The sequence below is a fragment of the Cyclobacterium sp. L-R genome, assembly GCF_056859355.1.
Window position 1 is genome coordinate 42,040 of record NZ_JBSXOH010000079.1, and the last position, 12,443, is coordinate 54,482.

The 12,443-nt window shown below is 37.8% G+C and carries 13 protein-coding genes; 9 read left to right on the top strand and 4 right to left on the bottom strand.

The window, feature by feature from the left end; translation table 11 throughout:
• Window positions 1–346: 346 nt before the first annotated feature.
• Window positions 347–841 (bottom strand): DUF6508 domain-containing protein, encoded by a 495-nt coding sequence (locus tag AC13EX_RS14465; protein ID WP_048640331.1) that lies wholly within the window; start codon window positions 839–841, stop codon window positions 347–349.
• Between the two features lie 286 nt (window positions 842–1,127).
• On the opposite strand from AC13EX_RS14465, the gene ffh reads away from it, so the two are divergent.
• On the top strand, window positions 1,128–2,465 hold the full coding sequence (gene ffh, locus AC13EX_RS14470; protein WP_482893221.1) for a signal recognition particle protein: 1,338 nt from the start codon (window positions 1,128–1,130) through the stop codon (window positions 2,463–2,465).
• Window positions 2,466–2,631: 166 nt separating this feature from the next.
• Here the strand turns inward: ffh and AC13EX_RS14475 are convergent, their stop codons facing one another.
• Complete coding sequence (locus AC13EX_RS14475; RefSeq protein ID WP_048640330.1) at window positions 2,632–3,612, bottom strand: pyruvate dehydrogenase complex E1 component subunit beta; 981 nt, start codon at window positions 3,610–3,612, stop codon at window positions 2,632–2,634.
• Window positions 3,613–4,053: 441 nt separating this feature from the next.
• Between AC13EX_RS14475 and AC13EX_RS14480 the strand changes: the two genes are divergently transcribed.
• The gene (locus tag AC13EX_RS14480; protein WP_482893222.1) at window positions 4,054–4,554 is read left to right on the top strand and encodes a metallophosphoesterase family protein; all 501 of its coding nucleotides are present in this window, start codon (window positions 4,054–4,056) and stop codon (window positions 4,552–4,554) included.
• A 35-nt stretch (window positions 4,555–4,589) separates the two neighbouring features.
• Here the strand turns inward: AC13EX_RS14480 and AC13EX_RS14485 are convergent, their stop codons facing one another.
• Window positions 4,590–4,739 (bottom strand): hypothetical protein, encoded by a 150-nt coding sequence (locus AC13EX_RS14485; RefSeq protein WP_169786455.1) that lies wholly within the window; start codon window positions 4,737–4,739, stop codon window positions 4,590–4,592.
• A gap of 165 nt (window positions 4,740–4,904) precedes the next feature.
• On the opposite strand from AC13EX_RS14485, the gene hisS reads away from it, so the two are divergent.
• From hisS to AC13EX_RS14500, 3 genes are all read left to right on the top strand, one after another.
• Window positions 4,905–6,275, top strand: a complete 1,371-nt coding sequence (gene hisS, locus AC13EX_RS14490) for a histidine--tRNA ligase (RefSeq protein WP_482893223.1) — start codon at window positions 4,905–4,907, stop codon at window positions 6,273–6,275.
• 101 nt (window positions 6,276–6,376) lie between these two features.
• The gene (locus AC13EX_RS14495; RefSeq protein ID WP_482893224.1) at window positions 6,377–6,709 is read left to right on the top strand and encodes a YbaB/EbfC family nucleoid-associated protein; all 333 of its coding nucleotides are present in this window, start codon (window positions 6,377–6,379) and stop codon (window positions 6,707–6,709) included.
• Window positions 6,709–7,719 (top strand): glycosyltransferase family 2 protein, encoded by a 1,011-nt coding sequence (locus tag AC13EX_RS14500; protein ID WP_482893226.1) that lies wholly within the window; start codon window positions 6,709–6,711, stop codon window positions 7,717–7,719. The genes AC13EX_RS14495 and AC13EX_RS14500 overlap by 1 nt, the downstream gene beginning before the upstream one ends.
• Here the strand turns inward: AC13EX_RS14500 and AC13EX_RS14505 are convergent.
• Entirely contained in the window at window positions 7,716–7,934 is a 219-nt protein-coding gene (locus AC13EX_RS14505; RefSeq protein WP_048644303.1) for a PspC family transcriptional regulator, read from the bottom strand. The genes AC13EX_RS14500 and AC13EX_RS14505 overlap by 4 nt on opposite strands.
• A 75-nt stretch (window positions 7,935–8,009) precedes the next feature.
• Between AC13EX_RS14505 and AC13EX_RS14510 the strand changes: the two genes are divergently transcribed.
• From AC13EX_RS14510 to AC13EX_RS14525, 4 genes are all read left to right on the top strand, one after another.
• On the top strand, window positions 8,010–9,557 hold the full coding sequence (locus tag AC13EX_RS14510) for a TPR end-of-group domain-containing protein (RefSeq protein WP_482893227.1): 1,548 nt from the start codon (window positions 8,010–8,012) through the stop codon (window positions 9,555–9,557).
• 1 nt (window position 9,558) lies between these two features.
• Window positions 9,559–10,416 (top strand): ROK family protein, encoded by an 858-nt coding sequence (locus tag AC13EX_RS14515; RefSeq protein WP_084011594.1) that lies wholly within the window; start codon window positions 9,559–9,561, stop codon window positions 10,414–10,416.
• Between the two features lie 70 nt (window positions 10,417–10,486).
• Window positions 10,487–10,999 (top strand): cupin domain-containing protein, encoded by a 513-nt coding sequence (locus tag AC13EX_RS14520; RefSeq protein ID WP_482893228.1) that lies wholly within the window; start codon window positions 10,487–10,489, stop codon window positions 10,997–10,999.
• A gap of 319 nt (window positions 11,000–11,318) precedes the next feature.
• Window positions 11,319–12,440, top strand: coding sequence for a family 20 glycosylhydrolase (locus AC13EX_RS14525; RefSeq protein ID WP_482893229.1), 1,122 nt, complete (start codon window positions 11,319–11,321; stop codon window positions 12,438–12,440).
• Window positions 12,441–12,443: the final 3 nt, after the last annotated feature.

Below are 12,443 nucleotides of genomic sequence, written 5' to 3' on the forward strand. Positions count from 1 at the left end.
TTATTCTGCCTAACTGTTGATTTGCTAACTCAAAATAGGGTATATAACTAAATAATCCTGTGGATGTATTTTCTCCTTTATAGTATTGGGAGATAATTGCACAAAACCGAATTAGTATTTAAGATATTTACGAAAAATGAAATGGGACCGGATCACTCCAGTAAAGATTTAATTAGTAAATCCCCATTTCACTTTGTGAAATTTGAATATGGCAATTATTGAATTGAAACCTGTTATAACTACAATACAATTTTAAGGCCAATTTAAAAAAAAAATGGGGTGTCAAGCATAAAAAATAGTGTGCTATATTGATAAATTTTGTACTTAATTTGGTGTTATGTAGGGTTTAATCGACGATGTCACTAGTTAAATAACCTGAAATATTTGTTTGGTCTAATGAATGAACAATTGCTTTTAGAAGAAATAGAACAAATTTGTCCTTAATCTTTGATTCTAGGAAGGTAGGTCCATAAATCGTTTGAGATCTAAGTAATACAGTCATTATTTTACCAAGTGTTACGGTATCTAAACCTCTCAATAAGGATGGATCCTGGTAATACCTTTCTGCTTCAGTTTTCCAAGAAAGCCAATCGAATAATGGTACCAATCTTAATTTCAATACGGCGTCTAAAATTTTAACATGAATTCCATTTAATCCAATTGTATTAAGAGTGGTGTCACTTAAATCATGGATTCCAAGAAATTTTTCTGTTTTATAAAACCTCAGTTCCATTTCTTGGATAAGGTTTATTAACGGCAATAATTTTCTTCCATCAAGGCTGTTACAATGATCAGAAAAATTTCCGATAGGGATAAAAAGCGGGGTTTGGTCTTTTAACATTATTTAAGCTGTTTTGATTGATAAAAGTTAAATTAAGTTGTAATTGTTTGATAATGTTTAATTTGAATGTGTAAGTAACGACATTTTTTTGATCAATAAAATACCCTGATCAGGGTATTTTTGTATGCTAAATGCAACATTTTGACCTTATAGGTCGAAGTTTTGAGTATGTATAATTAACAAAATCAAATAAAATGACTTTTAATAATCTACGTATTATTTTGGTGATTTAGACCTACTTGCTTAAAAAAAATCTCTATTTTTGTTGATTCAAAACAAAAATGACATGTTTGATAATCTCAGTTTTAAATTAGACAGAGCCTTTAAAACCTTAAAAGGTACGGGGAAGATTACAGAAATAAATGTAGCTACCACGGTAAAAGAAATTAGGAGAGCACTGATCGACGCTGACGTGAATTATAAGGTGGCCAAAGAGGTTACCGACAAAATAAAGGAGGAAGCATTAGGAAGAGATGTGTTGATTTCCGTTTCCCCAGGACAGTTATTAGTCAAAATCACGCAGGAAGAATTGACCCAGTTAATGGGAGGTGCAAAGGAGGAGATTAAATTAAAAGGAGATCCTTCAGTTATTTTGATTTCTGGACTTCAGGGTTCAGGTAAAACCACTTTTTCAGGAAAGTTAGGTACCTACTTGAAAAAACAAGGTCGTCAGGTTTTATTAGTAGCCTGTGATATTTATCGCCCTGCTGCCATTGAACAGCTTAAAACGCTCGGTGAACAAATCGGAATAGAGGTATACGCAGAACCTGGAAACCAAAATGCCTTAGAAATTGCGACCAATGCCATAGAATACGCAAAGAAAAATGGTAAAAAGACTGTGATCGTGGATACTGCGGGTCGTTTGGCAGTGGATGAGGTGATGATGAACGAAATTTCAGCTTTAAAAGAAAGCCTGAAACCTTCAGAAACCCTGTTTGTTGTCGATTCAATGACTGGTCAGGATGCTGTCAATACGGCCAAAACTTTCGATGAAAGATTGGACTTTGATGGCGTAGTGCTGACCAAACTCGATGGTGATAGTAGGGGTGGTGCAGCCATTTCAATTCGTCACGTTGTTAATAAACCCATCAAGTTTATTTCAACGGGTGAAAAGATGGAAAATCTTGACCTGTTTTACCCTGATCGTATGGCCCAAAGGATTTTGGGTATGGGTGATGTGGTTTCATTGGTGGAAAAAGCCCAGCAATCATTTGATGAGGATGAGGCAAAAAGGCTGAATGCCAAAATAAGGAAAAACCAGTTTGATTTTGATGACTTCCTTTCCCAGCTTGACCAAATAAAGAAGATGGGGAATATTAAAGACCTTTTGGGAATGATACCTGGAATGGGAAAAGCCATCAAAGGTTTAGACATTGACGATGAATCCTTTATTCCTATCGAGGCAATTATTAGAAGTATGACTCCTCAGGAAAGAGGAAATCCGTCTCTTATAGATGGCAGTCGTAGAAAAAGAATTGCAAATGGTAGTGGAAGAACCATTCAGGAAGTGAATAACCTCATGAAGCAGTTTTCGGATATGAGAAAAATGATGAAGCAGATGAATAAGATGGGTGGAGCCCAAAAAGCATTGGGTGCACTTGGAGGAAATATGAGGAGACGATAAAAAAAACAGAAATAGAAATAAAAAATGGCTGCAAAATGAATTATTTCGCAGCCATTTTTTTTTTTTATTTTAGGTTCAAACTGAAAATCTTCAGCTATTAGAAAAAAAATAAGCAATGCCTAAGGCACTGCTTATTTTCAATCGTATAATTATGTAGGATTAAGATTTACTTCTTATAAGTCACAGACTTCACAGCATCAATTGTCCTTTTTACATTAGGTAATGTAACTTCTATGTAAGCAGGTGAATAACTCAAAGGAATATCCATAGAGTTGACCCTTATCACAGGAGCATCAAGGTAATCGAAGGCTTGTTTTTGAATGTTATAGGCGATATCCGAAGATAATCCAGCAACAGGATTGGCTTCTTCAACGATTACACATCTATTGGTTTTCTTAACTGAAGCGATGACAGTTGGGTAATCTATTGGTTTTACCGTTCTTAGATCAATAACCTCAGCATGGATGTTGTCCTTGGCCAATTCATCGGCAGCTTCATAGGCTACTTTCATCATTTTACCAAAAGAAACAATAGTAACATCATCTCCTTTTCTTTTGATCTCTGCAACGCCTATAGGTAAAAGGTATTCACCCTCAGGGACCTCGCCTTTATCACTATACATTACTTCGGACTCCATGAAAATAACAGGGTTGTTATCTCTTATTGATGCCTTAAGTAGTCCTTTGGCATCATATGGATTGGAAGGAACCACTACCTTTAAACCAGGAGTGTTGGCAAACCAGTTTTCAAAATTTGAAGAGTGGGTGGCACCTAGTTGACCTGCATTTCCTGTTGGTCCTCGAAAAACGATGGGAACGCTGTATTGGCCTCCAGACATGGCTAGCATTTTAGCTGCTGAATTGACCAATTGATCCATTGCTACCAATGAGAAATTAAATGTCATAAACTCTATTATGGGCCTCAGACCATTCATTGCAGCTCCTACGCCAAGACCTGAAAATCCAAGTTCCGAAATAGGAGTGTCAAATACTCTCTCAGGTCCAAACTCATCTAACATTCCTTGGCTAGCCTTGTATGCACCGTTGTATTCAGCAACTTCTTCTCCCATAAGAAACACATTTTTATCGCGTCTCATTTCTTCGGACATAGCATCCCGAATGGCATCTCTGAATTGTATTTCTTTCATTTATATACAAAATTTTCTATCCTCGTAAAAATAGAAAGGAATCTTTCAATTACCAAGTTTGCTTACTTTTTAAGGTCGTTTTCTTGTGATTTTAAATTTGGAACCGCAGTCTTTAGTGATAAAAGGAAATTCAGCAAATTTTAAAATGGAACTGGGATAACATTGCTTTTTGCACTTGAAGTTGCTTGGCTTTACCATTTGAGGATTTGGGATGATTTTTTGATTTTATTGTGAAATGAATTCACTATCAGCTAGTTTCTAGGGGTGGATAGCATGTTGAGAAGGTGTTTGCCTTTCGTTTTCAAACTTTGTGGTTTTTTTGAAATATTTTCACTCTTACTATAAAAAACGCCTAATTCATGTTTTGTCTAGTCCTTTGGTAGGCTGTTCTTGTTTTTCAAGCGCTTTTAGATTTGTTTTGTTGTTGAAACAAAAAAATCAATGGTGAAAATAGCCCTCATTAGCGATACGCACAGTAGCTTACCTGAAAATGCAATCAAAAGATTAGAGGAGGTAGACGAAATTTGGCATGCTGGAGATGTAGGAGATCCGGCCGTATTGGACTTGTTGCCTAAAAAACCTTTGCTTCGAGTAGTGTATGGAAACATTGATGATGCCAATTTGCAAAGGGAAATTCCGGAAGAGCTAGTGTTTGAATGCGGAGGAGTAAAAGTCTTTATGATCCATATAGGAGGGACTCCACCAAGATATGCAAAAGGGGTAAAAGCCAAAATTAAACTTCACAAACCTGAACTATTTGTTTGTGGTCATTCACACATTTGCAAAGTGATACATGACAAGGATTTGAATGTTTTGTATATGAATCCTGGTGCAATTGGGAATCATGGCTTTCATCAAATAAAAACCATGCTGACTTTTGAACTGGACAATACCATCAAAAATCTAAAAGTTATTGAAATGGGAAAAAGGGGAAGGATATAAAAAAAAACCCGAACAGTATCGGGCTCTTTTATGTTTTATTTGCTTGAAGTAAATTCTTTTTTAATCTCTTCTACATCTACATTTTTAAGAACAGGTTGAGCACTCAATAACTTGATTTTTTGTACCCTGGCATTCTGTGCCTGTCTTTTTCTTCTTAATTTCCTTTTTAAAGTAGTAACAGCCATTGTATTATTTATTTTTTGTTCGCGCTTGAAATGAAGGGCAAAGGTAAGTAAAATATTAAATAAACACAGAAAATAATTAAAGAAGTTGAATTTTGCTTCTAATTAGCAATGGGAATATCTGCCATATACTTTTTAATTTTTTAACTTTGGCCAAAATTCCAGAGAATGAGCAAACAAAAACCAGGTATACCTAAAGGGATGCGAGATTTTGGCCCAAAAGAAATGTCCCGCAGAAATTATATTTTCAATACCATTCAGGATACATTTAAATTATATGGCTACCAACAGCTAGAAACGCCTACCATGGAGAATCTCAGTACTTTGACTGGGAAATATGGGGATGAAGGGGATCAACTCTTGTTTAAAGTCCTAAATAGTGGCGCCTTTTTAAAGAAAGTAGATTCAGATACTTTTAATGCTGGTGAAAACAAGGTGTTACCAAAGATTTCAGAAAAAGGCCTGCGCTATGACCTTACTGTGCCTTTCGCCAGGTATGTGGTCATGAATCAAAATGAAATCACCTATCCATTCAAACGTTTTCAAATGCAGCCTGTTTGGAGGGCTGATCGACCACAAAAGGGTAGGTATAGAGAATTTTACCAATGTGATGCAGATGTAGTGGGTACAGACAGCCTTATCTGTGAAACAGAAATACTTTCTATGATTAAAAGGGTCTTTTCTGATTTTAACTTAAAGGATTATGACATTAAGATTAACAATAGGAAAATTCTTACTGGGATTGCAGAAGTAATTGGCGCTTCAGGAAAAGAATCCGATTTATGCGTTGCCATCGATAAACTGGATAAAATTGGCTGGGAAAAGGTTAAAATAGAATTGCAAGAAAGGGGTTTTTCTGAAGAGGCTATTGAAGTCTTATCACCTATTATAGCTCAAAAAGAGAACAACAATGCAGACTGGCTATTGTTTTTAAAGAATTACCTGGCGGAAAGCGAGGTGGGCTTAAAAGGAATAGCTGAGCTTGAAGAAGTCTTCGATTACTTAGGGAAAATGGGGGAAAATCAAAACCACGTGGTGTTTGATCCTGTTTTAGCTAGAGGCTTGTCTTATTATACAGGGGCTATATTTGAAGTGAAAGTAAATGGTGTAGGTATTGGTTCTGTAAGTGGAGGTGGAAGATATGATGACCTTACTGGTGTGTTTGGCCTCCCAGGTGTATCTGGGGTTGGTTTCTCCTTTGGAGTAGACAGGCTTTATGATGTGCTGGACGAATTAAATATGTTTCCGGATGATGAAGTGGAGCGAACAAAAATAATGCTTGCCTATTTTGGTGAAGAGGAAAGGGATGCTTGTTTGGGCATAGTTGCCTCCTTAAGAAAAGCCGGAATAGCGGCTGAAATCTTTCCTGATTTGGCTAAAATAAAAAAACAATTCAACTATGCAGGCAAAAAGGGAATTCCTTTTGTAGGCGTAGTAGGGTCTGATGAATTGGAAAACAATACCATTAGTCTGAAGGATATGGCAAGTGGGGAACAGCAAAGTATAACTTTAGAAGAGGTGATCGAAAAGATAAAATGATCTTTTGGTTAGAATTGCCGTTTAAATAGGTCTATAAGTAGTGCTATTTCTCAAATGGCACTCGAAATTTAAATAAATGAAAATATAAAATAGCGACGGATATGTTTGACATGATGAATATAATGAATAAGGTGAAGGAGGCTCAGGCAAAAATAAAAGCCACCCAAGCCGAATTGGTACACTTACGCGCAGAAGGAGAAGTAGGGGCAGGAATGGTCAAAGTAGTGGTGAATGGAGAACGTAGGGTATTGGACATTGAAATTGATCCTAGTCTAGTCAATGAGAAAGACAAGGACATGATGAAAGACCTTATTGTAGGAGCGACCAATAAAGCCCTTGAAAACATAGATGCGAAAATCAAAGAAAAAATGGGCAGTGCTACTGCCGGAATGATGCCGAATATTCCGGGCATGGATTTTGGAAATATGGTTTAATGAAAGAGGCTGCTATTGTTATTTTAAATTACAATGGGGAAACCATGCTTCGGCAGTACCTGCCTCAAGTGATCGGCAATAGCGTTTTTGAGATTGTAGTAGTGGACAATGGGAGCAAGGACGGCTCCATAGCTTTTCTTCAAAAGGATTTCCCCAATGTTAGCTTGATTTTGCTTAAAGAAAACCATGGCTACAGTAAAGGATATAACCTTGGTCTGGAGGAATTGAAAGGAAAATTTTCCTATTACCTATTACTTAATTCCGATGTGGAAGTCACTCCCGGATGGGACAGGGCTATGGTGGATTGTCTGTCTGAAAAACCTGCTGTGGCTGCCTGCCAACCAAAGGTGCTTTCGCTCTCCCATAAAGGTTATTTCGACTATGCTGGTGCAGCAGGTGGTTTTCTAGACCAACTGGGTTATCCCTATTGCCGAGGAAGAGTGTTACATTTATTGGAAGAGGACCAAGGGCAGTACAATGATTCAATTGAACTGGATTGGGCTTCAGGAGCTTGCTTTTGTGTCAAGGCTCCTCTTTTTCATCAATTAGGAGGGTTCAATCCTTATTTTTTTTCTCATATGGAGGAAATTGATTTGTGCTGGAGAATGAGAAATGAAGGTTATAAGATCCATTATTGTGGACAATCTGCCGTTTACCACTTGGGAGGAGGTACGCTTTCCCAGACAAATCCCTTTAAAACTTATCTAAATTTCAGAAATAGTCTTTATATGCTCAATAGCAATTTGAAAATTGATAGTTTTATAAAAGTATTCCTGTGGAGGATGGTAATGGACTTTGGGGCCATGTTGCATTTGCTATTTACCAAAGGTGGGAAACATAGCAAGGCTGTTTTTAAAGCCTACTGGGATTTCCTAACCAATAGGCAAGCGGTAAATTACCAGGAGTTTAAAAAAGTAAAACAACTTAAGTCTGCCCAACCTAAAGCTGTTTATTCTATAATATTAGCCTATTATTTAAAAGGAAAGAAAAAATACTCCCAGCTTAGTTAATCAAACAATGCTGGGTTATTCATTCTTCTTAAGTAGGTTCTTATTTTCATTAGCATCCCTAGGCTCACATATACTATAATGGGTGAGCCTAACGTAATAAAAGAACTGTAGATAAAAAACAAACGAATGCTATCAATAGGGAAATGAAGTTTTTCTCCTAATTTTGAGCAAACACCGAAGGCTCTTTCTTGGAAGAATAATTTTATATTTTCCATTGTAATGACCATTTTAATGTTCTAAGAATTAAACATACAACAACTTATTGATAATAAATTGGTTAACCTATGAATATGGTGAAAAATATTATTGCTTTTTTTGTTTTAAGTACTACAGCTACATGCTTCTCTTGTAACGTAGTCCAAGTTAAAAAAAAAGCAGATAACCAAAAAATTTATTTGGAACCAAATGCCCTCGAACGTCTTGGGGATTCAGTAAGGTTCGATTTAACTGTAGCCTTACCCAATGCATCTCTATTGAAGAACGAGACCTATGTTTTAACGCCCTATTTTAAATATGGTAATGAAACGTATTTGTTTGAGAAAAAGTTGAAGGTGAAAGGAGATACTTTAGATGTTTATTCAGGAGTTAAATTGAAAGGCCACTTTAGTATGCCATTTAAAGAAGGCATGGAAAAAGGTTCTTTACTGGCGAAAGGTGCAATATTGAATAATCAGGCTGCAGTTCAGGAGGAAACAGAAGAAATAGTAGTGTCTACAGGAATTATTACTACAGCTGCCCTTTCTCAAATAGGTCAATACAGAAACCAAGAAGAATATCCTGTTTTAGGTTTATGGGCTTCTCCCAATGAGGTGGAAACTTTTGGGATGTTGTCGGAAAAGAGCTACGAAGATTTATCAAAAATATTCACTGCTTACAGTGGTGTTCCTTTTACCGATAAGGCTCCATTTCTTCAGGCCATAGAAGGGCCGGGTGACTGGACTTTCAAAAAGAATAAAATGAAAGCTTTTGCTCATTACGCTCAAGTGGAACGGGATGTTTTGAAGCGATTTGAGAATGAAAATAAACCATCGCAACAAGGTTCTGAAAATATTTCAGACCTTCAGCTATCCATCTTGTCAAGAAGTATTCGTAAAGGTGAGGTGTCAGCAGATACACTTTCGGAGAAAGACTATATAAGAGCCTTGGAGATGGAGCCCGGATGGGCTGAGAAGGAAGAGCTTTTGAGGGCAATGGTAGAAGTCTACCCAAGCGCTTATTCTTATAATAATCTAGGAGTAGTTTTTGCCAATAGGGCCAATAGAACCTTGAATAAAAAAGAAAAGAACCAGCTACTTGAGAATGCGCTTTTCGCCTTCAATAGATCAAATGGGATTTTTGAAAACCCATTTGCAGCACATAATCTTGGAATAGTTTTTTGGTTGTGGGAAGATAAATTTAGTGCCTATGCCAGCTTTTATAGAGCAAATGCCCTAACCAAGTCAGACAAACTTACCAAGATCCACCAAGCTGCCTTGGGTGCTGTATCGATTTTCAATGGTGATTATCGATTGGCTGTCATGCATTTAAATTACGCGGAGAACAATCCCGTAAATCTCTTTAATCAGGGTTTGGCCAATGTTTTATCCGGAGATTATTACAATGCAACCCTCCAATTTGAAAACAGTGCCATTCAAAATATGGGAAATGGATTTCCCTTCTATGGATTGGCATTGATAGCTGCAAGAAATGGAGAGGAAACAAAGCTTTATGAGAATCTCAAAAAAGCCATTGTGCGGAATGAATATTTAAGGAAAAGAGCTGCCAATGATTTTGAATTTGCGGCCTACCATGAGAAAGAAAGCTTCAAAGAGATTATTAGACAAAAGATAAACGATTAAAATGAAACAGATTGTGGGTGTTGACATCGGAGGTTCCCATATCAGTGCAGGACTTCTGGATAATCAAAATTTAAGCATTCCTGATGACAATATTTCCAGGTGTCCTGTGGATTCTCTTGCGTCTAAAGAAGTAATACTAAATGCCTGGATGGAGTGTATTTCCTCCTTAAAAATCACCAAAGATGCTTTTTTGGGAATTGCCATGCCAGCTCCTTTTAATTATGAGCAGGGGATTTCTTTGATTTTAGATCAGGGGAAATACCGCTCTCTTTATCAGGTTAACCTAAAGGAAGCGCTTTCAAGACTCCTTAATATCCCTGTAGAAAATATAGCCTTTATCAATGATGCTGCGGCCTTTTTGCAAGGGGAGTCTTTTGTCGCCGGTTGGGGAAACGAGGAACGTTTGATGGGGATTACCTTGGGTACGGGTTTAGGTGGTTCTTACAAGTTTGGAGAAATGGCAGAGGATGGAGCTTTTTGGTCACGTCCTTTTAAAGGGGGAATTGCTGAAGATTTGATAAGTACTTCCTTCTTTGTTCATTGGGCTAAAGAAAAACATGCTATTGAAGTTGATGGCTTGAAAACCCTGCTTTCTATGCCTGACATGAGACCAGCAACGATAACCGTTCTCAAAGAATTCGGTCAAAATCTGGCCGAACTAATGCTTATGCAAATGGAAGGAAAGGCCATTGATAAAGTTGTCATCGGTGGGAATATGGTTAAAGCGGGTGATCTGTTTTTGCCTGAGGTAAAAAGGGTTCTGAATGCTAGAAATGCCAACCCGGAAATTTTCATAAGCAAATTAGGAGAAAAAGCGGCAATGATAGGGGCTGCAAGCTTGTTTGAAAGAAAGCAATAAAAATTTATTATCTTTTGAGAGTTTTTTAGAAAGCAGTAAGTATTAATACTTCGTTTAATAATAGAATAGAATGAAAATAGAGAAAGAATTATCCAAAACAGCTATTTTTAAGACGGTTGATGAATGGTTGGCCGCCAGTGGGTTCCAAATAGTAAACAAGGATGAAAGCCGACCCTGGGGAGGTTTTTTTGTCATTAATGAAAAGCAAATAAATGAATTTCGGGAAAAGTTCTTTCCTGAGGTTAATCTGTCTCCAGAGCAGTTGAAAAATAAATTAAGTCCTAAAATATTATTGGTGGGCCCAGACAAAAGATTGTCATGGCAATACCACCACAGAAGAGCCGAAATCTGGAAATTGGTAGCGGGTGAAGGTGGACTAATTACCAGCGAGGATGATACCGAAGGCGAATTGAAAGCCATGAAAATAGGTGAAGTTCAACGTTTGAAACAAGGTGAGCGACATCGTCTAATTGGAATGGGGAATTGGGGGGTTGTTGCGGAAATATGGATGCACACTGACCCAACCAATCCTTCCGACGAGGAGGATATTGTTCGGGTTCAGGACGACTTCTCAAGGAAATAGCTAAAGAAAATGATCATTAATGCATAAAACAATCACTGAAACCATGTCTTAGCTATTGTTAGGGCATTTTATACCTACCGAAAGATGTAAATAGGCTGGGATTATCCGATGTGATAGTCCCAGCCTTTTTATTTAGTTGCCCTATCTTCATTAGGCTATCTTGATACTTGGCGGATTAATGGCACCTGATTTTTTGAGATTTGAAGGGAATGGAATTGTTAAGTCATTAATTTATGCTATAATTATTGTTCAAATTACCGGTTGGTCAGGCAAAAGCGGCCCAGGCCTGAAAATTTGCACCTTACCAAATGGCAAAAACATGAAAAAATTCAAGAGAATTGTATTGCTATTGGACATGCTCTTTTTGTTTCAATCTGCATATACTCAGGAAATAGATAAGGTAGATTTGCCGGTAAGAGGTTTTGCCATTGCAGCTCCTCAAAAGACGGATGTTGATCGATTTGTCAGCTTTATGGATGAAGTATTGGCTCCAAGAGGTGTAAATGTGCTGATTCTGAGGGTGGATTATAATTATGAATTTAAAAGCCATCCCGAGCTCCGAAATAAAGTGACATTGTCTGAAGGAGATGTCAAGAAAATGGTGGTCGTAGCCAAGAAGCATGGGATTCAATTGGTGCCACAGATCAACCTTCTAGGACATCAATCCTGGGCTGGGTCACTTGGGAATTTACTTAAAGTTTATCCTGAATTTGACGAGACACCGCAGGTGCAAATTCCAGTTGATTACAAATGGCCAAATGAAGATGGCTTGTATTGTAAAAGCTACTGCCCTTTACATCCTGGTGTGCATGAGGTGGTTTTTGACTTAATGGATGAGATTGTGGAAGTGTTTGAGACAGATGCTTTTCATGCAGGCATGGATGAGGTGTTTTATATTGCTGATGATAAATGCCCCAGGTGTAGTGGTAGAGATGCTGCAGAGCTTTTTGCTGGTGAAGTCACCAAGATTAGAAATCACCTACAGGTGCAAGGGAAAAAGCTTTGGATGTGGGGAGATAGGTTGATCGATGGTAAAACCACCGGCATAGGCAAGTGGGAAGCAAGCATGAACAACACTTACCGAGCCATTGACATGATCCCTAAAGATGTGGTGATATGTGATTGGCATTATGAAAGGCCGGATCAAACGCCGGTAATGTTTGCGATGAAGGGTTTTGATGTGATAAGTTGTGCCTGGAAGACCCCTCAGGTGGGCGTGCAGCAAGTCAAGGACATGTTTAGGTGGAGAGAATTCCAAACGGAAGCCATGAAAGACCGATTTCAGGGCGTTATATTAACTGTATGGTCAGGTGCTGCTGGATTTATCGACGGACTGGAAAATTACATGGCTGCTGAAGATAAGTCCAAGCAGGAACAATCCCAACCTTGGGTGACTTTTGTCCAGATGTTTGATACGATAGGTAAGATTTCAACAAAGTAAGAA

Coding starts and splice junctions, on each gene's coding strand:
- AC13EX_RS14465 (WP_048640331.1), bottom strand. CDS start 841: ATGTTAAAAGACCAAACCCCGCTTTTTATCCCTATCGGAAATTTTTCT.
- ffh (WP_482893221.1), top strand. CDS start 1,128: ATGTTTGATAATCTCAGTTTTAAATTAGACAGAGCCTTTAAAACCTTA.
- AC13EX_RS14475 (WP_048640330.1), bottom strand. CDS start 3,612: ATGAAAGAAATACAATTCAGAGATGCCATTCGGGATGCTATGTCCGAA.
- AC13EX_RS14480 (WP_482893222.1), top strand. CDS start 4,054: ATGGTGAAAATAGCCCTCATTAGCGATACGCACAGTAGCTTACCTGAA.
- AC13EX_RS14485 (WP_169786455.1), bottom strand. CDS start 4,739: ATGGCTGTTACTACTTTAAAAAGGAAATTAAGAAGAAAAAGACAGGCA.
- hisS (WP_482893223.1), top strand. CDS start 4,905: ATGAGCAAACAAAAACCAGGTATACCTAAAGGGATGCGAGATTTTGGC.
- AC13EX_RS14495 (WP_482893224.1), top strand. CDS start 6,377: ATGTTTGACATGATGAATATAATGAATAAGGTGAAGGAGGCTCAGGCA.
- AC13EX_RS14500 (WP_482893226.1), top strand. CDS start 6,709: ATGAAAGAGGCTGCTATTGTTATTTTAAATTACAATGGGGAAACCATG.
- AC13EX_RS14505 (WP_048644303.1), bottom strand. CDS start 7,934: ATGGAAAATATAAAATTATTCTTCCAAGAAAGAGCCTTCGGTGTTTGC.
- AC13EX_RS14510 (WP_482893227.1), top strand. CDS start 8,010: ATGGTGAAAAATATTATTGCTTTTTTTGTTTTAAGTACTACAGCTACA.
- AC13EX_RS14515 (WP_084011594.1), top strand. CDS start 9,559: ATGAAACAGATTGTGGGTGTTGACATCGGAGGTTCCCATATCAGTGCA.
- AC13EX_RS14520 (WP_482893228.1), top strand. CDS start 10,487: ATGAAAATAGAGAAAGAATTATCCAAAACAGCTATTTTTAAGACGGTT.
- AC13EX_RS14525 (WP_482893229.1), top strand. CDS start 11,319: ATGAAAAAATTCAAGAGAATTGTATTGCTATTGGACATGCTCTTTTTG.